Below are 23,135 nucleotides of genomic sequence, written 5' to 3' on the forward strand. Positions count from 1 at the left end.
TTAACATGTTGAGCGATGGCTTGCCTTTCAGGCCGCCAGAAAGTAAGAAGCCTCCCAGCTATTAGACTGGAAGGCTTCGCGGCGGTAGCTGCCTTTGCCCTTGCCGGCTCGTTCCTGACGGCTGCGGAACAGTGGCTGGGCGATGATGGATTTGGCCTTGTTGGGGCCATGCTTGGATGGCTTTTTGCTCATGATCAGATCTCTCGATTGAGTGGGTTTTGCGGGGGAAATAATCTGCTGAAGTTGGGGTTCTGTCTAGTCCCCACATTGCGTAGGACCTTTCGGATGCGTTCGCGGGCAAGCCTCGCTCCTACAGGTTGGAGTCGTACACATAATGATGGGCCGACTGAGGCCTGTAGGAGCGGGGCTTGCCCGCGAATGGCCGTTATGCGTTCGGAAAGCTCACTCGGCGGGTAGCGACAATCTCTGGCCTGCCATCAACAACGACAACCGACTCAAACTCATCCACGGTGACCCGGCAGCCTGACCCTTGATCTGCGCATCAATCCGCTGCGCTTCCAGCAACAACTGCGCCCAGCGTTGCGCCGGATAGCGTTGCAGGGCTTTGCTCATCAGCGGTTTGCGCTTGTCCCAGACCGGCGGTCGAGCCTGGCTGAAGGCTTTGTCCAGCGGCACACCCTGGCTGTATTGCAGCGAAAGGTTGGCCAGCAGACGCAGCTCCCGGGCCAGCGCCCAGAGAATCACCGGTGGCTCGACGCCTTCACCCCGCAACCCTTCAAGGATGCGCAGGGCATGGGCGGCTTCGCCGTTGAGAATCGCGTCGGTCAGGCCAAACACATCGAAGCGCGCACTGTCGGCCACTGCTGCTTGCACGGTTTCGACGGTGATCTGTCCACCTTCGGCCATCAGCTTGAGTTTTTCGATTTCCTGGGCGGCGGCCAGCAGGTTGCCCTCGACCCGCGCGGCAATCAGTTCCACGGCGTCCTGGCTGGCGGAAAGCCCGGCCTGGGACAACCGTTGACGAATCCAGCTGGGCAACTGGTTGGCATCCACCGGCCAGATCTGCACGAACTGCGTCTGCTGCCCTTCGACCAGCGCCTTGCCCCACTTGGTCTTCTGTGCACTGCCATCCAGCTTGGGCAGGCTGATCAGCAGCACCGTGTCTTCGGCCGGGCGCGAGCAGTACTCGATGAAGGCAGCGGCGCCTTTGTCACCGGGTTTGCCGGATGGCAACCGCAGCTCCAGCAGGCGCTTTTCAGCGAACAGCGACATGCTTGCACCGGCTTGCAGCAACGTCCCCCAGTCGAAACTGGCGTCGGCGGCGAAGACCTGGCGTTCGTCGAAACCCTGTTGGCGAGCGGCGGCACGAATGGCGTCGGCGGCTTCCTGGCACAGCAACGGGTCATCGCCGCTGATGACGTAGACCGGCGCGAGGGCACCTTGCAGGTGTTTGGCGAGTTGGGCGGGGGCGAGTTTCATAAGAAAGGGCGAACGGGGCGCCTGGGCGCCCCGTAAGTCTTATTGCTGCGGGATTTCGATAGGCGACTGACGCGGGGTTTCCGCTTCAGCTTTCTGCGCCGCTTCCAGTGCCTGGGCTTCGGCTTTTGCCTTGGCGTCGGCGGTCTGTTGCAACTGATCCAACTGAGTCGGCGTGAGTTGTGACAGGCGCAGCATCATGCGTTGAACCAACTCGCGACGGGTTTCTGTGCGAGCCGTATTGGCTTCCTGGTCGGAACCCACCAGGTTGTTGCCGTCGTGGATGAACATCTTCTGCACTTCGAGCTTGTCGCTCAGCAGCGGCAGGCCTTGCGCACCCCGGATGTCGTAGCTCAGCACGGTGCTCACCTGATACTCGCCAGTACGGCCGGCACCGGCGTAGCTGAGGATGCGCTGGTTTTCCTGCTCATCCGTCAACACAAGCTTGTACGGCGCTCCGGCGTAAACCTTGACGCCGCTGCTTTGCAGTACCTGACGCAATTGCGTCACGGTTTCGCCGTAGGCGTTGCGGGCGCTCAGATCGAGCTCCCTGATCGCCATTTCATTGGTGCCGGTGCCGCGCAGCTGGAACCCGCAGGCGCTCAACAGGACCGCGAGGCCCATCACCAGCAAATTGCGTTTGATCATCTTGTTGCTCCCCTTGAAACCATGTGGGCCGATCGTGCGGCCCGAAAGGTTTTACTCGGCGCCAGGCTCACCTGGCGCCTGATCCAATTTTAGCTGGCGACGATATTGACCAGTTTCCCGGGCACTACAATCACTTTACGAATAGTCAGGCCGTCGACGAAGCGCAGCACGTTCTCGTTGACCCGGGCAGCGGCTTCGACTTCTTCGCGAGTCGCGGTCGCCGGCATTTCGATCTGGCCGCGCAGCTTGCCGTTGACCTGGATGACCAGCGTCAGGCTGTCCTGCACCAGCGCGGTTTCGTCCACCACCGGCCAACCGGCGTCGATCACCGGGCCAGCGTGACCCAGTTGATGCCACAGCTCGTGGCTGATGTGCGGGGTGATCGGAGCCAGCAGCAACGTCACGGCTTCCAGACCTTCGTGAACCAGTGCGCGATCCTGTTCGGTGCCTTGTGCGGCTTTCTCCAGCACGTTCATCAGCGTCATCACTTGGGCGATGGCGGTGTTGAATTTGTGGTTCTGGCCGACGTCGTGGCTGGCCTGCTTGATGGCCAGGTGGATCGAACGACGAATGGCTTTCTGCTCGTCGTTCAGGCTGGCGACGTCCAGTTTGCCCGGCAAACCCTGAGTGACATGGGCTTGAGCCAGGCGCCAGACGCGCTTGAGGAAACGGTGCGAACCCTCGACGCCAGAGTCGGACCATTCCGCGCTCATGTCAGGTGGCGAGGCGAACATCATGAACAGACGGCAGGTGTCGGCGCCGAACTGGTCGATCATCGACTGTGGGTCGACGCCGTTGTTCTTCGACTTGGCCATCTTCTCGGTGCCGCCGATTTCCACCGGCAGACCGTCTGCAATCAGCTTAGCGCTGATGACCTTGGCCTTGCTGTCGCGTTCGAGTTCGACGTCCGCCGGGTTGAACCAGGTGTAAGCACCGTTGGCTTCACGACGGTAGTAAGTCTCGGCGATCACCATGCCCTGGGTCAGCAGGTTCTTGAACGGCTCGTTGGAGCTCACCAGGCCTTCGTCGCGCATCAACTTGTGGAAGAAACGCGCGTACAGCAGGTGAAGAATGGCATGTTCGATACCGCCGATGTACTGATCCACCGGCAACCAGTGGTCAGCCGCCGATTTTTCAACCAGACCGCCTTCATAGTGTGGCGAGGCGTAACGGGCGTAGTACCACGAGGACTCGACGAAGGTGTCCATGGTGTCGGTTTCACGCTTGGCCGGTGCGCCACATTTCGGGCAAGCGCACTCGTAGAACTCAGGCATGCGCGCCAATGGCGAGCCCGCGCCGTCCGGCACCACGTCTTCCGGCAGTACCACAGGCAATTGATCTTCCGGGACCGGCACATCACCGCAGGTGGTGCAGTGGATGATCGGGATCGGGCAGCCCCAGTAACGCTGACGGCTGATGCCCCAGTCGCGCAGGCGGAACTGGGTGCGCGAGGCGCCGAGGTTTTTCTTGATCAGCGCAACTTCAATGGCGTCGAACGCGCCAGCGAAGTCGAGGCCGTCGAACTCGCCGGAGTTGATCAGCGTGCCGTGCTCGCCGTAGGCGTCCTGCCATGGAGCCGGGTTGGTATCACCTGCGCTTGTGCGCACCACGGACTTGATCGGCAGGTTGTACTTGGTGGCGAACTCGAAATCACGTTCGTCGTGAGCCGGAACCGCCATCACCGCGCCATCGCCGTAGTGCATCAGCACATAGTTGGCGACCCACACCGGGAGTTTTTCACCGGTCAGCGGGTGCTCGACGAACAGCGAGGTCGGCAGGCCTTTTTTCTCTTGGGTGGCGACGTCGGCTTCGGCAACGCTGCCGCCCTTGCATTCAGCGATGAACGCTTGCAGCTCAGGGTTGTTCTGCGCGGCCAGGGTGGCCAGCGGGTGTTCGGCGGCCACGGCGACGTAAGTCGCACCCATCAGGGTGTCTGGACGGGTGGTGAAGACTTTAAGCGCGCCGGTTTCGCCGATGGAATCGACGTGGTACGGGAACTGCACTTCCATGCCGCGGGATTTGCCGATCCAGTTGCGCTGCATGGTCTTGACCTGTTCAGGCCAGCCCGTCAGTTCGTCGAGGCTCTCCAGCAGCTCATCCGCGTAGGCGGTGATCTTGAAGTAGTACATCGGGATTTCGCGCTTCTCGATCAGCGCGCCGGAACGCCAGCCGCGACCGTCGATCACCTGTTCGTTGGCCAGGACGGTCTGGTCGACCGGGTCCCAGTTCACGGTGCCGCTTTTCTTGTAGATCACGCCTTTTTCGAACAGGCGAGTGAACAGCCATTGTTCCCAGCGGTAGTAATCAGGCTTGCAGGTGGTCACTTCGCGGGACCAGTCCACCGCGAGACCCAGGCTGCGCAGCTGGGTTTTCATGTAGGCGATGTTTTCGTAGGTCCACTTGGCGGGCGCTACGTTGTTCTTCATCGCGGCGTTTTCCGCCGGCATGCCGAAGGCGTCCCAACCCATGGGTTGCAGGACGTTCTTGCCTTGCATGCGCTGGTAGCGGGAGATCACGTCGCCGATGGTGTAGTTGCGCACGTGCCCCATGTGTAGCTTGCCGCTGGGGTAAGGGAACATCGACAGGCAGTAGAACGTCTCCTTGCCTGGCTGTTCACTGACTTCAAAGGACTTTTGCTCGTCCCAGAACGATTGGGCGGCGGCTTCGATTTCACGGGGCTGATATTGTTCGTGCATGGCTACTTTTGAACTGAATAGGGGTGGCCTAATCCTCTTCAATGCAACGCTGGACGGTGACGACGCCAAATCGACGTTTCAGTGCCCGAACGAGCTGGAAGTGGAGTTACAGGAAGCGCCGTAGCATACATGACCGCACTCTACCGAGGGAAACCCTGATTACTGCCGCGCGTCTTGCGAAAACTGCCGCGAGGGCCGTTGGTCGCGGCATCCAGCCGGTTTGTTCATGGAAGCTAAGCTCTAAATGGGGAGCGAGTCTTATCTTCAATGAGGTGAGGGATGGTTGAGTCACAGCAAAAAGTCACGAAACCGCAGCTGTACGAAAGACTGATCGATCGTCTGGGGATGGCCCTGGACGCTGCAAAAACCGCTGACCGGCTACGCGATGAGCGTCCCCTGGAGCTGGAACTGCGTGGTTTGAGCCCCGCAGAGTTTGCACTGGTCAAAGCCTATCTGGATCGCAGTGAACGTGAGACGCACGGATGCTTGTCTGCAGCAGTGAAGCAACTCGACGCACCACGTTCGGCCAAGATCATCTGGCTCAAGGACAAGGCACCTGGCAGGGACGCGGAAAAGGTCCGGTCTCTGCAATTCAAATAACGGCTGCAAGCCATTACCCATGTTTTTTAAAGCATAGTCCTTCCGCATTTGTTGTCGCATTGCGTCAACCCACTTAGGCTTCGGGCATCTTATGGAGATGCTCGATGCCTTTTCGTTATTTCGTGAAACAACTTCTGTTGCCTCCCGGCATTCTTTTGCTGCTGTTGATGCTCGCGTGGTGGTTGCGCCGCTCAAGGCCGCGGCTTGCGGGTGTGTGCTTTGCCTTGGGGTTCGGCGGCTTCCTGTTAATGAGTTTGCCGGTGGTGGTGCAGTGGGGCGCCAAGGCCCTGGAAAGTGAGCCGCCACTGGCGCGCGAGGAATGGGCCACCCTGAGTCAGCGTGCGGATGCGATTGTGGTGTTGGGTTCGGGGCGTGAGCGGGGCGATATTGCCTGGGGGGCTGATCAGCCGACGGGCGTAGGTCTTGAGCGCGAACGGTATGCGGCACGCTTGGCCAAGGCCTCCGGGTTGCCCATTCTTACCAGCGGCGGCCTGCATTACGGTACGCCGCCGACCGAAGCGAAGTTGATGGCGGATTCATTGCTTGATGATTTTGGCGTCACCGTGCGCTGGCAGGAAGGGCGCAGCCGCACGACGTGGGAGAACGCGCAGTTCAGCGCCGAGGTGTTGCTGCCGCAGGGAATCAAACGGGTGGTGGTGGTGACGCAGGCCTGGCACATGCCGCGATCAGTCTGGAGCTTTCAGCAGGCGGGATTTGAAGTGGTGCCAGCACCGGTGGGCTTTTTAGGCGTGGACAACGCCCGGCCACTGGGCGGCTGGATGCCGGAATTCAAGTCGATCTGGCAGAGCGGGCAGTTGCTGAATGAGGCGGTGGGGCAGATCGGGTATTCAATGTTTTACTGATGACCTGTGGCGAGGGAGCTTGCTCCCGCCGGGCTGCGAAGCAGCCCTGAGTCCGGCTAATCCATTTCTGGCTGACAAAGCGCATTAACCGGTATTGCGGCTGCTGTGCAGCCGAGCGGGAGCAAGCTCCCTCGCCAGAGTCAGACGGTCTTGGCCATCCGGTTCGCCACCAGTGCCCAGCCAAACAACAACACACAAACGATGATCAGCGGCCACGAGCGCCATTGCAGGTAAGGCGTCAGGTTGTGCATCGGCACGACTTCGCCGTACAGGATGCCGCGTTCGAACTGCGGGATCTGCACCGTGATCTGCCCGAACGGGTTGATCAGGCCGGTGACGCCGTTGTTGGTGGCGCGGATCATCCAGCGGCCTGCCTCCAGTGCGCGCATCTGCGCCATCTGCAAATGTTGCAGTGGGCCGATGGAGGTGCCGAACCAGGTGTCGTTGCTGATGGTCAGCAGCAATTCACTGCGGGCCGCCAGGCTGGCGGCGAATTCCGGGTAGACCACTTCGTAGCAGATGAACGGCGCGATCTGATAACCCTTGGCTTGCAGCATCGGCTGGTCAGCCGGGCCACGGGCAAAGTCGGACATCGGCAGGTCGAAGAATGCGATCAGCCCACGCAGTACTTCCTGCAACGGAACATATTCGCCAAACGGCACCAGCTTCTGCTTGAGATAAGTGCCGTCGCCTTCACCGAGGACGGTGATGCCGTTGAAGAAGCGCTTCTCGTGTCGGACTTCCTGACGGATCGGTACGCCGGTAATCAGCGCAGATTTACGCTCGGCGGCGAAATTCCCCATCATGTTCAGGTAGCCCTCGGCGGACTCCTTGAGCACCGGAACGGCTGTTTCCGGCCAGATCAGCAGGTCGACCCGTTTGGAGCTGAAACTCATGTCGCGGTACAGCGCCAGCTGCGCGTTGAGCTGCGCCGGGTCCCACTTCATGCTTTGTTCGATATTGCCCTGAAGGGCGGCAACGCTCAGCGCCGGGCCCGCCGGGCTGGTCCAGGCGTGTTCCTTCAGCGCCATGCCGGCCACCCAGGGGCCGACCAGCAGCAATACGCCAGCGGCGATGAAACCTTTACGGCCCGTGCGCACCAGGCGCATGGCGTTATAGATCAGCGCCGCCGTCAGGGCCAGGGTGAAGGAAATCAGCCACATTCCGCCGACGGGTGCGAGCCCGGCCAATGGGCCGTCGAGCTGGCTGTAACCGGAATAGAGCCATGGGAAACCGGTGAGAAACCAGCCACGAAAAGCTTCCTGGCCAACCCACAGCGCGGCAAACGCCAAGGCATCGGCCAGCGGCGCTTCGTTGCGACGCAGCCAGCGCGCCCAGATCCAGGCGGGCAGGGCGAAGAACCAGGCAATCGCGGCCGTGAAGATCAGCATCAGGAAACCGGCCAGCAGCACTGACGCGCCGCCGAAGTGGTGAATGCTGTAATAGATCCAGCTGGTACCCGCGCCAAACAAGCCAAAACCGAAACACCAGCCACGGCCCAGGGCCTGGCGGGGACTCAGTTCGCGCAAACCGGCATAGAAGAACCCGACCGCCAGCAATGCCAACGGCCAGATATCGAACGGCGCCAGGGCCAGGGTGGTGAGTGCACCGGCCGCCACGGCCAGCAGGTTACCGGGCCAGCCGGGGCGGGTCATACGATGCATTTCAATCCTTGGATTTATCGGGCGATAGGGGTCAGGCGCAGCAAGTGAATCCGACGGCTGTCGGCGTTCAGGATGCGGAAGCGATAAGGGCCGATTTCAGTGATTTCGTTGCGTTTTGGCAAGTGCCCGAACGCGCTCATCACCAGGCCGCCAACGGTGTCGAATTCGTCGTCGGAGAATTCGCTGTCGAAGAACTCGTTGAAGTTCTCGATCGGCGTCAGGGCCTTGATCAGGAAGTCACCGCTGGGCAGCGGCTTGATGTAGCTGTCTTCTTCGACGTCGTGCTCGTCTTCGATGTCGCCGACGATCTGTTCCAGCACATCTTCAATGGTCACCAGGCCTGCCACACCGCCGTATTCGTCAATGACGATGGCCATGTGATTGTGGTTGGCGCGGAACTCGCGCAGCAGCACATTCAGGCGCTTGGACTCGGGCACGAAGGTCGCCGGACGCAGCAGGTCCCTGATGTTGAAGCTGTCACCGTTCTCCTTGAGGATCAGCGGCAGCAAGTCCTTGGCCAGCAACACGCCCATCACATCATCGTGGCTTTCGCCGATGACCGGGTAGCGGGAGTGGGCCGAGTCGACCACGGCAGGCAGGAACTCGCGAGGTGTCTGGGTCGCCTTGATGCTGATCATCTGCGAGCGCGGGACCATGATGTCCCGTACTTGCAGGTCAGCGACCTGAATGGCGCCTTCGACGATGGCCAGCGCTTCGCTGTCCAACAGTTTGTTCTGGTGTGCGTCGCGCAGCAGCTCCAGCAGCTCCTGGCGGTTCTTCGGCTCGTGGGCAAAAGCCTGGGTGAGCTTACCCAGCCAAGACTTTTGCCCGTTGCTCGATCGATCTTCGCTCATAGCGATTACTCTGAATCCTTTGTTGTAACGATAGGGGTTGTGTCTGTTTCGTCGTCCGCATAAGGGTCGGGAAAGCCCAACTCGGCAAGCAACGTTCGTTCCAGTGCTTCCATTTCTTCGGCTTCGTCATCATCTATATGGTCGTAACCCAGCAGATGCAAGCAGCCATGAATCACCAGATGCGCCCAATGGGCCTTTAGTTCCTTGCCCTGTTCGGCGGCTTCGCGCTCGACCACGGCCACGCAGATCACCAGATCGCCCAGCAGCGGGATGTCGAGAAACTCGTCAGGCACATCGGCCGGAAACGACAGGACGTTGGTGGCGTAATTCTTTTGCCGCCAGGTGTGGTTCAGCTCGCGGGCCTCTTCGTCATCGACCAGGCGAATGGTCATTTCAGAGTCGGCAGTGCGCTGGCGCAGGGCCAGTTCGCACCATTGGCGGAACTCGGCTTCGCTGGGTGCAGGCGCCTCGGTAGCCAGTTGCAGATCAAGCTCAAGCATCGCGGCGACTGTCCTTTGGTGTTTCATCTGCCGCGCGATTCTCGAAGCGCTCGTAGGCTTCGACGATACGTTGCACCAATGGATGGCGCACAACGTCCTTGGGCATGAAATGGGTGAAGCTGATACCCGGCACGTCTTTGAGTACTTCAATCACATGGTGCAGCCCGGACTTGGTGCCTTTCGGCAGGTCGACCTGGGTGATGTCACCGGTGATGACGGCCGTGGAGCCGAAGCCGATCCGGGTCAGGAACATTTTCATCTGCTCGACGGTGGTGTTCTGGCTTTCGTCGAGGATGATGAAACTGTTGTTCAGCGTGCGACCGCGCATGTAGGCCAGTGGCGCAACTTCGATCACCTGGCGCTCGATGAGCTTGGCGACGTGTTCGAAGCCGAGCATCTCGTAGAGTGCGTCGTAGAGCGGGCGCAGGTATGGGTCGATCTTTTGCGACAGGTCGCCGGGCAGGAAGCCAAGCTTCTCGCCCGCTTCAACCGCCGGACGCACCAGCAGGATGCGGCGAATCTGCTCGCGTTCCAGCGCGTCTACCGCGCAGGCAACGGCCAGATAGGTCTTGCCGGTACCGGCCGGGCCGATGCCGAAATTGATGTCGTTACCGAGGATTTCCTTCACGTAGCGCAGCTGATTCAAGCCGCGAGGGCGAATCATGCCTTTTTTGGTGCGCAGAGCGACGGAGGGTTCGGACGGGGAGACGTTGTCCAGCTCTTCGACGGCCGATTCCTGCAGGAACAGGTGAACCGTGTCCGGCGACAGCTCTGTACCTTTGGTTTCCCGATACAGACGACGAATCAGATTTTCCGCGGAGGTGGTGTGTTTGGGCTCGCCGATCAGCTCGAACTGGTTTCCGCGGTTGCGGATCTCGATGGTCAGGCGCTGTTCGATCAAGCGCAGATGCTCGTCGAATTGCCCGCACAGATTGGCGAAGCGACGGGCCTCAAAGGGCTCGAGGATAAAACGATGTGGTTCTATGGGTGCGTTCAAGGTCGTATTTAGCCGCCCTGGGGCAATTAAGATGAAATCAAGGATAACGCCAGTGGGCTGGGTGCGAAAGCTCTTAAATAATCCAGCGCCAAACACCGGCCCTGTAGGAGCGAAGCTTGCCCGCGAAGGCGGTATTTCAGACGACTCATGTGGTGAGTGTCAGTCCGCCTTCGCGGGCAAGCCTCGTTCCTACAGGTTTTACGGTGTTACGAAATCAGCGAGCCCCGCAGCGAGTGCGGCTGTGCGGCGTCGATGTGCACGTCGGCGAACTGGCCGATCAAGGTCGGATTGTCGCAGCGGAAGTTGACGATCCGGTTATTCTCGGTCCGGCCTTGCAGTTCGCCGGGGTCTTTTTTCGAATAATCCGTGACCAGAATCCGCTGGATCGAGCCGACCATTTGTCGGCTGATCTCGAAACCTTGCTGGTTCAAGCGATGTTGCAGCGCATTCAACCGTTCTTTCTTCAGTTCTTCCGGCGTCTCGTCGGCCAGATCCGCAGCCGGGGTGCCAGGGCGCTGGCTGTAGACGAACGAGTAGGAGAAGTCGAAACCGACGTCTTCGATCAGCTTCATGGTCTGTTCGAAGTCTTTCTCGGTCTCGCCCGGGAAGCCGACGATGAAGTCCGAACTGATGCAGATCCCTGGGACAGCTGCCCGCAGCTTGCGCAGTTTGGATTTGTATTCCAGCGCGGTGTGGTTGCGTTTCATCGCCGAGAGAATGCGGTCCGAGCCCGATTGCACCGGCAAGTGCAGGTGTTTTACCAGTTCCGGCACGTCGGCGTGGGCCTGGATCAGGCTGTCGGAGAACTCCAGCGGGTGCGAGGTGGTGTAGCGAATCCGGTCGATGCCATCGACGGCGGCCACCACACGAATCAGCTCGGCCAGATCGGCCAAACGTCCGTCGTGCGTGGTCCCGCGATAGCCGTTGACGTTCTGGCCCAGCAGCGTCACTTCGCGCACGCCGTTTTCGGCCAGGTGCATGATCTCGGCAATCACGTCATCAAACGGCCGGCTGACTTCCTCACCGCGGGTATAAGGCACCACGCAGAAGGTGCAGTATTTGCTGCAGCCTTCCATGACCGACACATAAGCGCTCGGGCCATCGATACGCGGCTCGGGCAGATGGTCGAATTTTTCAATTTCCGGGAACGAGACGTCGACTTGCGGCAGCTTGGTGGCGCGCGCGGCGTCGATCATTTCCGGCAGACGGTGCAGGGTTTGCGGGCCAAATACCACATCCACGTAAGGGGCGCGATCGCGGATCGCGGCGCCTTCCTGGCTGGCCACGCAGCCGCCGACGGCGATCACCATGTCCGGGTTGGCCAGTTTCAGTTCGCGCCAGCGGCCGAGCTGGGAGTACACCCGGTCCTGGGCGCGTTCACGAATGGAGCAGGTGTTGAGCAGGATCACGTCGGCGTCTTCAGCGCGAGCGGTCACTTCCAGGGCCTGATGTTCACCCAGCAGATCGACCATGCGCGAGCTGTCGTACTCGTTCATCTGGCAACCGTGGGTTTCGATGTAAAGCTTCTTGGCCATGGACAGAGTCATCACGTGATTCAAAGAACCGCGCATTATAGGGAACATGTCCCAAGGTTCCTACCGCTGTGCGTCCGGCGGCTATGCTATAGTTCGCGCCCTCATTTTTATCCCCTATGTGTTGCCCGCCCACCATGACCAAACGTGAAGCCCCAATCTACAAGGTGATTTTCCTCAACCAGGGCCAGGTGTACGAAATGTATGCCAAGCAGATCTATCAAAGTGATCTGTGGGGCTTCCTGGAAGTGGAAGAGTTCGTCTTTGGCGAGCGCACGCAAGTGGTCGTCGACCCGAGCGAAGAGAAGTTGAAAGCTCAGTTCGAAGGCGTGGTGCGCAGTTTTGTGCCGATGCATTCGATTGTGCGCATCGACGAAGTGGAACGCCTCGGCACACCGAAAATCAGCGAAGCCCGCGGCGCGGTCGGCAATGTCATGCCGTTTCCGATGCCGATGCCTGAGAAGTAAGCAGGAAAGCTTTTGAAATGAACTGGGTTGTTTGTGGCGAGGGAGCTTGCTCCCGCTGGGGCGCGAAGCGGCCCTAAACTCTGCAAACACCGTTTTTCTGATTCACCGCATTGTTTGACGTTACGACTGCTGCGCAGCCGAGCGGGAGCAAGCTCCCTCGCCACAGGGGCCTGCGTCAATCAGGGCAGCGGCGAAAACGGCGTACGCCCATCGGCGCTCTGCAATTCCATCAGGTATTTACGGAAGATTTGCCCGAGCACCTGAGTCGCCATCTCAAGGTCTTCGCGGGGCATCTTCTCGGCCACTTCGTCGGCCGTATCCAGTGCCTCTTCAGCACCGTTGACCGCGGCCATTTTCAGCACGATATACGCCTGAACGTTATTGGCCGGTACGCCTTCGCCGTGAAAGAACATGGTGCCGAGTTTGAATTGCGCCTGGGCGTGGCCTTGCAACGAAGCTTTTTCAAAATAGCCCAGGGCCTTATTGAGGTCGCGCGGGGTGTTTTTGCCGTCGTAGTAGAACTCACCTAACTCGTATTGCGCTTGTGCATCCCCTTCATCCGACGCTTTCTGGCAGGCAGCGAGCGCTTGCGTCAGGTCTTGCGGCTGAGTATTGAGGGTGCAGCGACCCATCGCTGGGATTAACAACGAGTTGCCGCCTGCTTGTGCGAGCGCGAGCAGGGGCTGAAGGAGCAACAGGCAGCCCAGTGCAAGGGCGCGGCCGGTGCGGTTCATGGGAATCGACTTACCTCTGAAGGGCGCGCGGACCCATCGAGGGGATCCAATAAGCGCGCATTATGAAATAAGCAGGGCCAACCTTACAAAGTCTTTACTCGTTTTTCTGCTGCACGGGGAATATATCGCCCGATTGACGGGGGATTATTAGCAGAAGCGTAGGAATAAAGGTGTAAATCCAGGTGAAAGCTGACGCTGGCAATCGCCAACGTCAGCGGGCACAGCGTTATTTCAATGCGGCGAAGGCACGCTCGGCGGCATCCAGCGTCAGTTTCAACTCGGCTTCGCCATGAGCGATCGAGGTGAAGCCGGCTTCGAAAGCGCTTGGGGCCAGGTACACGCCGCCTTCGAGCATCAAGTGGAAGAAACGACCGAACAGCTTGGCGTCGCTGGCCATCACGTCATCGAAAGTCACGATGTCGTCGGCACCGCTGAAGTACAGGCCAAACATGCCGCCAGCCTGCGTGGTCACGAACGGAATGCCAGCAGCATCGGCGCGCTGTTGCAGGCCATCGAGCAAGCGGCTGGTGTAGTCGGTCAGCTCGTCGTGGAAACCGGGACGGCTGATCAGGCGCAACGTCGTCAGGCCCGCCGCCATTGCCAATGGGTTACCCGACAAGGTGCCTGCCTGATAGACCGGACCCAGTGGCGCGATGTGCGACATGATTTCGCGCTTGCCGCCGAAGCAGCCGACCGGCATGCCGCCACCGATGATCTTGCCAAAGGTGCTCAGGTCCGGCGTCACGCCGAAGTGCGCTTGTGCACCGCCGAGGGCAACTCGGAAACCGGTCATTACTTCGTCGAAAATCAGCACTACGCCGTGTTTGTCGCACAGGGTCCGCAGGCCTTCGAGGAAACCTGGCGCCGGCGGAACGCAGTTCATGTTGCCGGCCACCGGCTCGACGATGATGCAGGCCACGTCCTGGCCGACGTCAGCGAGCATGGCTTCGACCGCGTCGATGTCATTGAACGGCAGAGTCAGGGTGTGCTTGGCGAAATCCGCCGGCACACCGGCCGAGCTCGGCACGCCTTGGGTCAGCGCGCCGGAGCCGGCCTTGACCAGCAGGCTGTCGGAGTGACCGTGATAGCAGCCTTCGAACTTGATGATGTTGTCGCGACCGGTGAAACCACGGGCCAGACGGATGGCACTCATGGTCGCTTCGGTGCCGGAGCTGACCATGCGCACCATTTCCATCGACGGCACGATCGAGCAGACCAGGTCGGCCATCTCGGTTTCCATCGCGGTCGGGGCGCCGTAGGACAAGCCGTGCTCCAGTTGTTTACGCACAGCATCCAGCACGTCCGGGTGGCTGTGACCGAGAATCATCGGGCCCCAGGAACCGACGTAGTCAACGTAACGCTTGTCGTCTTCGTCGGTGACGTAGGCGCCTTCGGCGTGTTTGAAGAACAGCGGCGTGCCGCCCACACTTTTGAACGCGCGAACAGGCGAGTTCACGCCACCGGGGATGTGTTTCTGGGCGTTGGCAAACAGGGTTTCGGAACGAGACATGATCGGGCTCTCAAATCAGATTTTCAGTAATTCGTTAAAGGCGCGGGCGCGGCGGGTTACTTCAGCCGTGCTCTCGGCGCCAAACAGGCCATGCACCACCGCCAGCAAGTCGACCCCGTGGGCCACCAGCGGGGCGGCGTTGTCGAGGGTGATGCCGCCGATCGCGCAGATCGGCAGGTGCAGTTTGCTGCGGGCCTGGTCCAGCAGTTCGAGGCTGCAGGTTGGTGCGCCGGGTTTGGTATTGGAATTGAAGAAGCGGCCGAAGGCGACGTAACTGGCGCCTTCCTTGGCTGCTTGCTCGGCGAGTTCGAGTTGCGCGTGACAGGTCGAACCGATGATTGCCTGGCGACCGAGCAGCGCACGGGTCGGCGACAGCGGGCCATCGGTCTGGCCCAGGTGTACGCCGACGTTCAAGCGAGCGGCCAGTTCGGCGTCGTCATTGATAATCAGCTGAGTCTTGTAGCGGTCGCACAGATTGCGCAGGGCTTCGGCCTCACGCAAACGTCGGGCCTCGTCGCTGCTTTTGTCGCGGTATTGCAGCAGGGTGACGCCGCCTTCCAGCGCCGCCTCCACGTACGAAAGAAATTTACCGGCCAGCAACTGGCTGTCGGTAATGGCGTACAGGCCACGTAGTTTCATCGGACAAGCCTCACCGCAGTGCGAATAGAAAGTTACGAACAGAAATCCAGCGGCAGGCGACGCGGCACGAACTGGCCTTTGCCCAACTGCTCGGCATCCCGCAGGGTACGCCACGTGTAGTTAAGCGCGGTCTGCACGGCACTGACGAGATTTTCACCCTGGGCCAGACGACCGGCCAGGGCGCTGGCCAAGGTGCAACCGGAGCCGTGATAACTGCCGGGCAAGCGCTGGCAAGTAAAGGTTTCGCGGTGACCATCGCGGCTGTACAGGCGATTGTGGATTTCGTGTTCGTCGCCATGGCCGCCCGTGATCAGCAGGTGCTTGACGAACGGCAGGAGTTTTTCAGCGCACTCGTCCGCGGTGCCTTCGGGCAGTTCGGCGAGGATGCGGGCTTCGGGCAGGTTAGGGGTGGCGATGATGGACAGGGGCAGCAGGCGTTCGCGCATGGCGTAGCCGACTTCATCCTTGCCCAGGCGTCCGCCGCCACCGGCGCGCAGCACCGGGTCGCAGACCACCGGCAAGTGCGGGTGTGCCGAGAGCAGTTCGACGACAGTGTCGACCATCTCCAGGGAACCGAGCATGCCCAGTTTCACGGCAGCGACTTCGGAGTCGTTGAGCACGGCGTTGGCCTGGGCCAGCACCCACTCGCGGTCGAGCACGCGAAAGTCAGTGACGTTGACCGTGTCTTGCACGGTCAGGGCGGTGACGGCCGGGGCCGCATGACAACCCTGGGCGAGCAGGGCTTCGATATCTGCCTGCAAGCCGGCGCCACCACTGGGGTCGTGGCCGGAGAGACAGAGGACAACGGGGCGAGAGCTGTAGATATTCATGGTGCGCGAGCTTACCACCAAACATCGATTTTCGGGTGCAGTGGTCGCCAGGTCTGCCGATACATTGTGGTGAGAGGGCTGGCCCCGTTCCGCTGCGAAGCCGTGGTGAATCTGGCGACGCAATGTTACCGACCGAATGCAAAGGGTGGGGCGCTGCGCACCTCCATGAGAGCAAGCTCCCTCGCCTCAGGTGTTGCATATAGCCATAAGCTGACCGTATAAACAGATTTTCCTGAAGTGTGCCGCTGGAACGCCCGTACTAGAGCCCTTGCAGGAAAAATTTCAATGGTGCTCAATGGCCATCAGCGGCTATGCTAGAGTGGATCCAAACCAATAACAGGTAATACCGGTTTTACGTCTACTCAAAGGGAATGAGGGGCTTCCTGAGATAACCGGACAGGCCACGCTGGGGCTTAAATGCGCTATTTGCTGATGTTGCTGTTGTGCTTGCCCCTCATGGCGAGCGCCGTCGAATTCGATGAATTCACCCAGAGCCTTCCCCTGGGCCGAACCCTGCAGGTCTACGAAGACGCGGGCGGTCAGGCGACCATCGCCGATGTCCGTGCGCAAGCCGCGGCCGGTAACTTCAAGCCCCACGATAAAGCCACCCTCAACGCCGGTTACTCGCGTTCGGTGTTCTGGCTGAAAATCGATCTGCATTACCGTCCGTCGAACCCGGCGGCGCAACGGACCTGGCTGCTGGAACTGGCCTATCCACCCCTCGATCACCTCGATCTCTACTTGCCCGATGCTGGCGGTGACTTTCGATTGGCCCGGCAAACAGGCGATGCGTTGCCGTTTGCCAGTCGCGAGTTCCGCCAGAACAACTACCTGTTCGATCTCGATTTCCTGCCTGACCAGGCGCAAACGGTGTACTTGCGCCTGCAAAGCGAAGGGTCGATCCAGGCGCCCGTCACCTTGTGGTCGAGCACCGCTTACCTCGAAGAACAGCCGGTCCGCCTTTATGTGCTGGGGCTGATTTATGGCGTGTTGTTGGGGATGCTGGTCTACAACCTGTTCATCTACCTCAGCGTGCGCGACACCAGCTATCTCTATTACATCTTCTACATCGCTTCCTTCGGCCTGTATCAACTGTCAGTGAACGGCGCAGCCGTGGAGTATTTCTGGCCGGACAATCCGTGGTGGGCCAACGCCGCGACGCCATTCTTCATCGGTTGTGCTGGACTGTTCGGCAGCCAGTTCGCCCGCAGCTTCTTGCAGACGGCCAACCACAGTCGCTGGCTCGACCGTTTACTGTTGGCGCTGGTGGCGTTCAGTGCGCTCGTGGTCGGGTTGTCGTTGATGACCAGCTACGCCTTGGCCTTGCGCCTGGCAACAGCCTTGGCGTTGGTTTTCACCGTGGCGATTTTCATCGCCGGGCTATGCGCCTGGCTCGGTGGCTTGCGGGTGGCGCGATATTTCATCATTGCCTGGTCGGCCTTCCTGCTCGGCGGCATCGTCAACACCCTCATGGTGTTGGGATACCTGCCGAACGTGTTCCTGACCATGTATTCCAGCCAGATCGGTTCAGCCATCGAAGTGGCGCTGCTGTCCCTGGCCCTGGCCGACCGCATCAACGCCATGCGCGAGCAGCAAGCGCAGACGCTGTTCGATGCCGGTCAGAAACTCGAGGTGCTGAACCAGCAACTGGCCCACAGTAACAAGCTCAAGGATGAATTCCTCGCCACCCTGACCCACGAATTGCGCACGCCCATGAACGGTGTGATCGGTTCGCTGGAGTTGATGCAAACCGTCGATATGGACCCGGAACTGGAGCAATACCAGCAAACCGCCGCCGGCTCCGCACGGGACATGATGCGCATGGTCAACGGCATCCTGACCCTCACCGAGTTGCAGGCCGGCAAGCTTAAAGTCATCCCGGCAACGTTCAGTCTGCGTGGCGTGGTCGACACCTTGCGCACCCAATTCGAGGGCAATGCTTCAGGCAAGTCCCTGGACTTCAAAGTCGAAGTGATGCCGGGCCTGCCGGATCGCTTGAACGGTGACAGCGCCAAGTTGGCGCAATGCCTGGAATGCCTGCTGGATAACGCCATCAAGTTCACCCGGGTCGGCGGGCTGGCACTGCGCGTGACGGGCAAACCGGTGGAAACCGGTCGGATATCGCTGTCGTTTGCGGTGATCGACACCGGTATCGGTTTTACCGATCTGGGAGAGGCGACGCTGTATCAGCGCTTCTTCCAGCTCGACGGCTCGATGACCCGTGAATACGGCGGCCTGGGCGTAGGCCTGGCGATCTGTCGGCAACTGGTCGAATTGCTCGGCGGACGCCTGACCCATCGATCCGAGCCCGGCAGCGGCAGCCGTTTCCAGTTGGACGTCGAGTTCGAACTGCCTGTGGTCGAGCGGCCGGCAGTGCCCTTGATGACCCGCGAGTTTCCGCGTCTTCGATTGCCACAGGACTGCACGGTGCTGCTGGTGGATGACAACAGCATCAATCAATTGGTGATGCGTGGCATGTTGCTCAAGCTCGGGTTCCGGGTGCGCGCCACCGACAGCGGCGCTGCCGCGCTCGACCTCTTGCAGCGTGAAAGCTTCGATGCGGTCCTGCTCGATGGTCAGTTGCCGACGCTGGATGGCACCGCCTTTTGCTGCCAGATCCGCGGCTTGCCAGGCTGTGCCGACTTGCCAGTGTTCGTGATTGCCGTGAGCGCCGACCGGGAGCGCTGCCCGACGGGAGCCTTGATCGATCACCTGAGCAAACCGGTGAAATTCGAGGATCTGCAAGCGGCGCTCTATCGCCGGGTACTCTGTTCGGGGCAAGGCGAAAGCGCCGACATTTAGGCGGTTATGACACTTTGTTCGGCCAAGAGGCGGTGCTTAACTGAATCCCTTGGCTGACCAAAGGAGCCCCGTCATGAACCTGCATCAGTTCGCCGAAACCCACGAAGTCACCAATCAGCCCCCGTCGCTGGACGGCGCCAACCTCTATCGCATCGACCTGCCTTTGCAAGAATGGTCTCGGCGTTTCGGGGCGGGTTGGGCCGAGTCGCGGATCGACGCTTATGGTGCATTGGCCGGCGGGCCGCTGATGGAAGCAGGATTCCTGGCCAATCAGAACAAACCGGTGTTCGTCAGCCATGACCGATACGGGCATCGCATCGACCTGGTGGAATTTCACCCGGCGTATCACCAGTTGATGCGCACGGCGGTCGAGCACGGCTTGACCTCATCACCCTGGGCACATCCGCAACCTGGCGCCCATGTGGCTCGCGCGTCGATGACGTACCTGCACAGCCAGGCCGAAGCCGGCAGCGGTTGCCCGTTGACCATGACCTTCGCCAGCGTCCCGGCGATGCGCCTGCAACCGGACCTGGCCGAGCAGTGGCTGCCGAAAATCCTCTCGACCGAATACGACCCGCGCAATGTCGGCATGGCCCACAAGGCCGGTGTCACCATCGGCATGGCGATGACCGAGAAACAGGGCGGCACCGACGTGCGGGCCAACACCACCAAGGCGTACCCGGTCGGCGCCAGTGGCCCGGGCCAGGCTTATGAATTGGTCGGGCACAAGTGGTTCTGTTCCGCGCCGATGTGCGACGCCTTCCTGACGTTGGCGCAGACGGACAAGGGCTTGACCTGTTTCCTGCTGCCACGCCATCGCCCGGACGACACGCGCAATCAGTTCTACATCCAGCGCCTGAAGAACAAACTCGGCAATTGCTCCAATGCTTCCAGCGAAGTGGAGTTTCGTGGCGCGCTGGCGTGGATGGTCGGTGAAGAAGGGCGCGGTGTTCCGACCATCATTGAGATGGTGGCGATGACTCGCTTCGATTGCATGGTCGGTTCCAGCTCGCTGATGCGTCAGGCGCTGACCCAGGCCAGCCATCACTGCGCACATCGCATGGTCGGCGGCAAGTTGCTCAGCGAACAGCCGTTGATGCAAAACGTACTCGCTGATCTGGCGCTGGAAAGCGAAGCGGCCCTGGCCTTGAGCCTGCGCATGGGCAAGGCGCTGGATCATCTGGATGACAGCCACGAAGCCAAATTCGCCCGGTTGGTGACGGCGGTGGGCAAGTACTGGATCTGCAAGCGCGCCCCGGCAATGATCAACGAAGCCGCCGAATGCATGGGCGGTGCGGGCTATGTCGAGGAAAGCATCCTGCCGCGCCTCTACCGTGAGGCACCGGTCAATTCGACGTGGGAAGGTTCCGGCAACGTGCAGTGCCTGGACGTGCTGCGGGCGCTATCGAAGGAGCCAGGTGTGCTTGATGTGTTGTTCAGCGAGTTGGGTGATGGTCAGGGCGATAAGCGCCTGGCTGCGCACATCAGCCAGTTGCAGACGGCGTTCAAGGACACCAGCGACATTCAATACCGTGCGCGGCAGCTGACTGAAGACATTGCGCTGGGGCTTCAGGCCAAACTGTTGCTGGAAGCCGGCAACTCGGCAGTCAGCGATGCGTTCATCGCCAGTCGCCTCGGCTCGGCCGGTCGGGTGTATGGCGCGTTGCCGCGTGGGCTGGAAGTGGAAGCGATCGTCGCCCGCTCGACTCCGCAGGGTTTTTGACCACGATGGCATGAACCACACAGAACCCCTGTAGGAGTGAGCCTGCTCGCGATAGCGTTGGCACATCCAACATCGATGTGACTGACAAGCCGTTATCGCGAGCAGGCTCACTCCTACAGGGGCTATCAGTGACATATAGCCAACACGCCACTGTTCCCGTGAAGCGACGATGCAGGCAAGATGAAGCTCTGCAAGTCAGAACACAGGATGCTGATCGTGACCGAAGCTTTTATTGTCGTTCAAACCGCCGAGCAAGCCGTGGACCGGCTTGCGCTCTTGCACAACCGTGCAACCACCGCGCTCAACCAGGCGCTCAAGCGTTATCTCAAGGACCGAGTCGAGCCGGACGCTGAACAGCGTGCGATGTTTCGTTATCCCGAACTGCGTCTGACCTACCACTGCCAGGGCGAAGTCCCACAGACCACCCGCGCTTACGCCAAGGTTCAGCTGCCTGGGACCTACAGTGTCACCGTCACCCATCCGGCGGCGTTCCGTAAATACCTGCTGGAACAACTCGTGCCGTTGATGCACGACTTCACCGTGACCGTCGAAGTCGGCATCAGCCAGCAAAACATTCCTTATCCTTACGTGGTCGAGCAGGGCGATGAACTGGCCGGCTCCGGCGTCACCGCTGCCGTACTGGCGCGGGTGTTCCCGAGCACCGACTTGTCCGCCGCGACCGACGGCATTGCCGATGGCTTGTACGACTGGGAGAACACCGATCCGCTGCCACTGGCCCTGTTCGATGCCGCGCGGGTGGATTTCTCCCTGCGTCGACTGGTGCATTACACCGGCAGCGACTGGCGTCATGTGCAGCCGTGGATTCTGCTGACCAACTACCACCGGTACGTTGACCAATTCATCGTCCATGGTTTGGAGCAGTTGCGCAGTGACCCGCGTTTCGTGCGCATGGTATTGCCCGGCAACGTGATCATCGAAAAGAGCATGGACCACGGCGAAGCCTCGGCGATTGCTGCGGGCGTGGTGTGGCACCGCTATCAGATGCCGGCCTATCACCTGATTGCCAGCGATGGCCATGGCGTGACCCTGGTGAACATCGGCGTCGGCCCGTCCAACGCCAAGAACATCACCGACCATTTGGCGGTGCTGCGTCCACATTGCTGGTTGATGATCGGTCACTGCGGCGGCTTGCGTCAGTCGCAGACCATTGGCGACTACGTGCTGGCGCACGCTTATATGCGTCGCGACGGGATTCTCGACCGGGTGGTGCCGCCGAACATTCCGATCCCGGCCCTGGCCGAAGTGCAGATGGCCTTGCAGCAAGCGGCCGCCAACATTACCGGCGAAAAGGGCGACGAGCTGAAAAAACGCCTGCGCACCGGCACCGTGTTGACCTACGACGACCGTAACTGGGAATTGCGCTGGGCGCAGGAGCGTCCTCTGATCAACTTGTCCCGCGCCGTGGCGGTGGACATGGAAAGCGGCACCATCGCCGCCCAAGGCTATCGCCTGCGGGTGCCCTATGGCACGTTGCTCTGTGTGTCGGACAAACCGCTGCACAGCGAAATCAAGCTGCCGGGTTCGGCCAACGCCTTCTATGAGCGCGCGGTCAGCCAGCACTTGAAGATCGGCATCGAGGCGGTGGATCTGTTGCGCACCGAACTCAACTCGTTGCACTCGCGCAAACTGCGCAGCTTCGACGAGCCGCCGTTCCGCTGATTCGTGATGGTCATTTGACGGTCAGGGCACTAGCATTGGCAGCCCTGACCGTTAGATGCTCCTCTTTCCCATGTCCCGTCCACAACGTCCCGTTTCTCGCCGCCCTGGCGCGAAGCCTGCGCCATCCTCCCCAGCCCCGCGCCGTGTCGCCAAAGCGCCGCCGGCCGAGCCGAAGCTGATCCTGTTCAACAAACCCTTCGATGTGCTGACCCAGTTCAGTGACGAAGGAGGGCGGGCGACGCTCAAGGATTACATCGAGATTCCGGGGATCTATCCGGCAGGACGGCTGGACCGCGACAGCGAAGGATTACTGCTGCTGACCAACGATGGCCAGCTGCAAGCGCGAATCGCTGACCCGAAACACAAATTGGCCAAGACCTATTGGGTGCAGGTGGAGGGTGAGCCGAGCGCTGAGCAGTTGCAGCGTTTGCGTGACGGCGTCGAACTGAATGACGGCATGACCTTGCCGGCCGAGGCGCGGCAATTGGAGGAGCCCGAGCTGTGGCCACGCAACCCACCGGTGCGCTTTCGCAAAAGCGTGCCGACCAGTTGGCTGGAGTTGGTGATTCGCGAGGGGCGCAACCGTCAGGTGCGGCGCATGACAGCGGCCGTCGGCTTGCCGACGTTGCGCCTGGTACGGGTCAGAATCGGCGACTGGACAATCGAAGGACTCGATCAGGGCCAGTGGAAGGAAGTGCCGGCGCGCTTATAACGTGCCGGTTTCGATCAGGCCGATGACCACGCTTTTGATCACGAACGCAGCCACGCCCAGACCCAGTACGAAGAACAGAATGAAAGAGCCAAAACGTCCGGCCTTGGATTTTTTCGCCAGATCCCAAACGATGAAACCCATGAAAATGATCAGGACGCTGACCAGTCCGGTCATCATCCACTCTTCGAGTACGGCAGGATCCATTGAATATCTCCAGCGCGGGCGGGGCTAAAAGGCGCTGGAGTAT

21 protein-coding genes are annotated in these 23,135 nt (G+C 60.5%); 7 read left to right on the forward strand and 14 right to left on the reverse strand.

Annotation, left to right across the window (positions count from 1 at the left end; genetic code table 11):
* Positions 1-27: 27 nt before the first annotated feature.
* The 4 genes from arfA to leuS form a co-directional block, all read right to left on the reverse strand.
* On the reverse strand, positions 28-192 hold the full coding sequence (gene arfA, locus BLU63_RS14490) for an alternative ribosome rescue factor ArfA (protein ID WP_003176285.1): 165 nt from the start codon (positions 190-192) through the stop codon (positions 28-30).
* Between the two features lie 210 nt (positions 193-402).
* Complete coding sequence (holA, locus tag BLU63_RS14495; protein ID WP_010467374.1) at positions 403-1,440, reverse strand: DNA polymerase III subunit delta; 1,038 nt, start codon at positions 1,438-1,440, stop codon at positions 403-405.
* Positions 1,441-1,479: 39 nt separating this feature from the next.
* Entirely contained in the window at positions 1,480-2,085 is a 606-nt protein-coding gene (locus BLU63_RS14500) for an LPS-assembly lipoprotein LptE (RefSeq protein ID WP_083375689.1), read from the reverse strand.
* An 89-nt stretch (positions 2,086-2,174) separates the two neighbouring features.
* Positions 2,175-4,781 (reverse strand): leucine--tRNA ligase, encoded by a 2,607-nt coding sequence (gene leuS / locus BLU63_RS14505; RefSeq protein WP_083375690.1) that lies wholly within the window; start codon positions 4,779-4,781, stop codon positions 2,175-2,177.
* 279 nt (positions 4,782-5,060) lie between these two features.
* Here leuS and BLU63_RS14510 point away from each other — a divergent pair, with 279 nt between their 5' ends.
* The gene (locus BLU63_RS14510) at positions 5,061-5,381 is read left to right on the forward strand and encodes a hypothetical protein (protein ID WP_010467377.1); all 321 of its coding nucleotides are present in this window, start codon (positions 5,061-5,063) and stop codon (positions 5,379-5,381) included.
* A gap of 104 nt (positions 5,382-5,485) precedes the next feature.
* Complete coding sequence (locus tag BLU63_RS14515; RefSeq protein WP_010467378.1) at positions 5,486-6,244, forward strand: YdcF family protein; 759 nt, start codon at positions 5,486-5,488, stop codon at positions 6,242-6,244.
* 140 nt (positions 6,245-6,384) lie between these two features.
* Here BLU63_RS14515 and lnt read toward each other — a convergent pair whose 3' ends face one another.
* The 5 genes from lnt to miaB all read right to left on the reverse strand — a co-directional run bounded on the left by lnt (position 6,385) and on the right by miaB (position 11,794).
* Positions 6,385-7,908, reverse strand: a complete 1,524-nt coding sequence (gene lnt / locus BLU63_RS14520; protein WP_077749950.1) for an apolipoprotein N-acyltransferase — start codon at positions 7,906-7,908, stop codon at positions 6,385-6,387.
* A 14-nt stretch (positions 7,909-7,922) separates the two neighbouring features.
* Positions 7,923-8,762: an HlyC/CorC family transporter gene (locus tag BLU63_RS14525; RefSeq protein WP_010467380.1), complete on the reverse strand. Its 840-nt coding sequence runs from the start codon at positions 8,760-8,762 to the stop codon at positions 7,923-7,925.
* A gap of 5 nt (positions 8,763-8,767) precedes the next feature.
* The gene (gene ybeY / locus BLU63_RS14530) at positions 8,768-9,262 is read right to left on the reverse strand and encodes an rRNA maturation RNase YbeY (protein ID WP_010467381.1); all 495 of its coding nucleotides are present in this window, start codon (positions 9,260-9,262) and stop codon (positions 8,768-8,770) included.
* A complete protein-coding gene (locus BLU63_RS14535) occupies positions 9,255-10,259 on the reverse strand; it encodes a PhoH family protein (RefSeq protein ID WP_010467382.1) in 1,005 nt (334 codons plus the stop codon). The genes ybeY and BLU63_RS14535 overlap by 8 nt, the downstream gene beginning before the upstream one ends.
* A gap of 206 nt (positions 10,260-10,465) precedes the next feature.
* Positions 10,466-11,794, reverse strand: a complete 1,329-nt coding sequence (gene miaB / locus BLU63_RS14540; RefSeq protein WP_010467383.1) for a tRNA (N6-isopentenyl adenosine(37)-C2)-methylthiotransferase MiaB — start codon at positions 11,792-11,794, stop codon at positions 10,466-10,468.
* A 134-nt stretch (positions 11,795-11,928) separates the two neighbouring features.
* On the opposite strand from miaB, the gene BLU63_RS14545 reads away from it, so the two are divergent.
* Positions 11,929-12,258: a DUF1820 family protein gene (locus BLU63_RS14545; protein ID WP_007894425.1), complete on the forward strand. Its 330-nt coding sequence runs from the start codon at positions 11,929-11,931 to the stop codon at positions 12,256-12,258.
* Positions 12,259-12,437: 179 nt separating this feature from the next.
* Here the strand turns inward: BLU63_RS14545 and BLU63_RS14550 are convergent, their stop codons facing one another.
* From BLU63_RS14550 to BLU63_RS14565, 4 genes are all read right to left on the reverse strand, one after another.
* The gene (locus BLU63_RS14550; protein ID WP_010467384.1) at positions 12,438-12,992 is read right to left on the reverse strand and encodes a tetratricopeptide repeat protein; all 555 of its coding nucleotides are present in this window, start codon (positions 12,990-12,992) and stop codon (positions 12,438-12,440) included.
* A gap of 226 nt (positions 12,993-13,218) precedes the next feature.
* Complete coding sequence (gene hemL, locus BLU63_RS14555) at positions 13,219-14,502, reverse strand: glutamate-1-semialdehyde 2,1-aminomutase (protein ID WP_010467385.1); 1,284 nt, start codon at positions 14,500-14,502, stop codon at positions 13,219-13,221.
* A 15-nt stretch (positions 14,503-14,517) separates the two neighbouring features.
* Positions 14,518-15,141, reverse strand: a complete 624-nt coding sequence (thiE, locus tag BLU63_RS14560; protein WP_010467386.1) for a thiamine phosphate synthase — start codon at positions 15,139-15,141, stop codon at positions 14,518-14,520.
* 32 nt (positions 15,142-15,173) lie between these two features.
* On the reverse strand, positions 15,174-15,971 hold the full coding sequence (locus BLU63_RS14565; protein ID WP_010467387.1) for a hydroxymethylpyrimidine/phosphomethylpyrimidine kinase: 798 nt from the start codon (positions 15,969-15,971) through the stop codon (positions 15,174-15,176).
* 417 nt (positions 15,972-16,388) lie between these two features.
* Between BLU63_RS14565 and BLU63_RS14570 the strand changes: the two genes are divergently transcribed.
* The 4 genes from BLU63_RS14570 to BLU63_RS14585 all read left to right on the forward strand — a co-directional run bounded on the left by BLU63_RS14570 (position 16,389) and on the right by BLU63_RS14585 (position 22,888).
* Positions 16,389-18,773, forward strand: coding sequence for a hybrid sensor histidine kinase/response regulator (locus BLU63_RS14570; protein WP_083375691.1), 2,385 nt, complete (start codon positions 16,389-16,391; stop codon positions 18,771-18,773).
* A gap of 73 nt (positions 18,774-18,846) precedes the next feature.
* Complete coding sequence (locus BLU63_RS14575; RefSeq protein WP_083375692.1) at positions 18,847-20,496, forward strand: acyl-CoA dehydrogenase family protein; 1,650 nt, start codon at positions 18,847-18,849, stop codon at positions 20,494-20,496.
* 180 nt (positions 20,497-20,676) lie between these two features.
* Complete coding sequence (gene amn, locus BLU63_RS14580) at positions 20,677-22,176, forward strand: AMP nucleosidase (RefSeq protein WP_169858286.1); 1,500 nt, start codon at positions 20,677-20,679, stop codon at positions 22,174-22,176.
* A 70-nt stretch (positions 22,177-22,246) separates the two neighbouring features.
* Positions 22,247-22,888, forward strand: coding sequence for a pseudouridine synthase (locus BLU63_RS14585; protein ID WP_010467391.1), 642 nt, complete (start codon positions 22,247-22,249; stop codon positions 22,886-22,888).
* Here BLU63_RS14585 and BLU63_RS14590 read toward each other — a convergent pair.
* Positions 22,883-23,092 carry a DUF2788 domain-containing protein gene (locus BLU63_RS14590; RefSeq protein ID WP_010467392.1) on the reverse strand — a complete coding sequence of 70 codons (210 nt, stop codon included), beginning with the start codon at positions 23,090-23,092 and terminating at the stop codon, positions 22,883-22,885. The two genes, BLU63_RS14585 and BLU63_RS14590, sit on opposite strands and share 6 nt — an antisense overlap.
* Positions 23,093-23,135: the final 43 nt, after the last annotated feature.

The organism is Pseudomonas mandelii (assembly GCF_900106065.1).
In the GTDB taxonomy this organism is placed as follows: Bacteria; Pseudomonadota; Gammaproteobacteria; order Pseudomonadales; family Pseudomonadaceae; genus Aquipseudomonas; species Aquipseudomonas mandelii.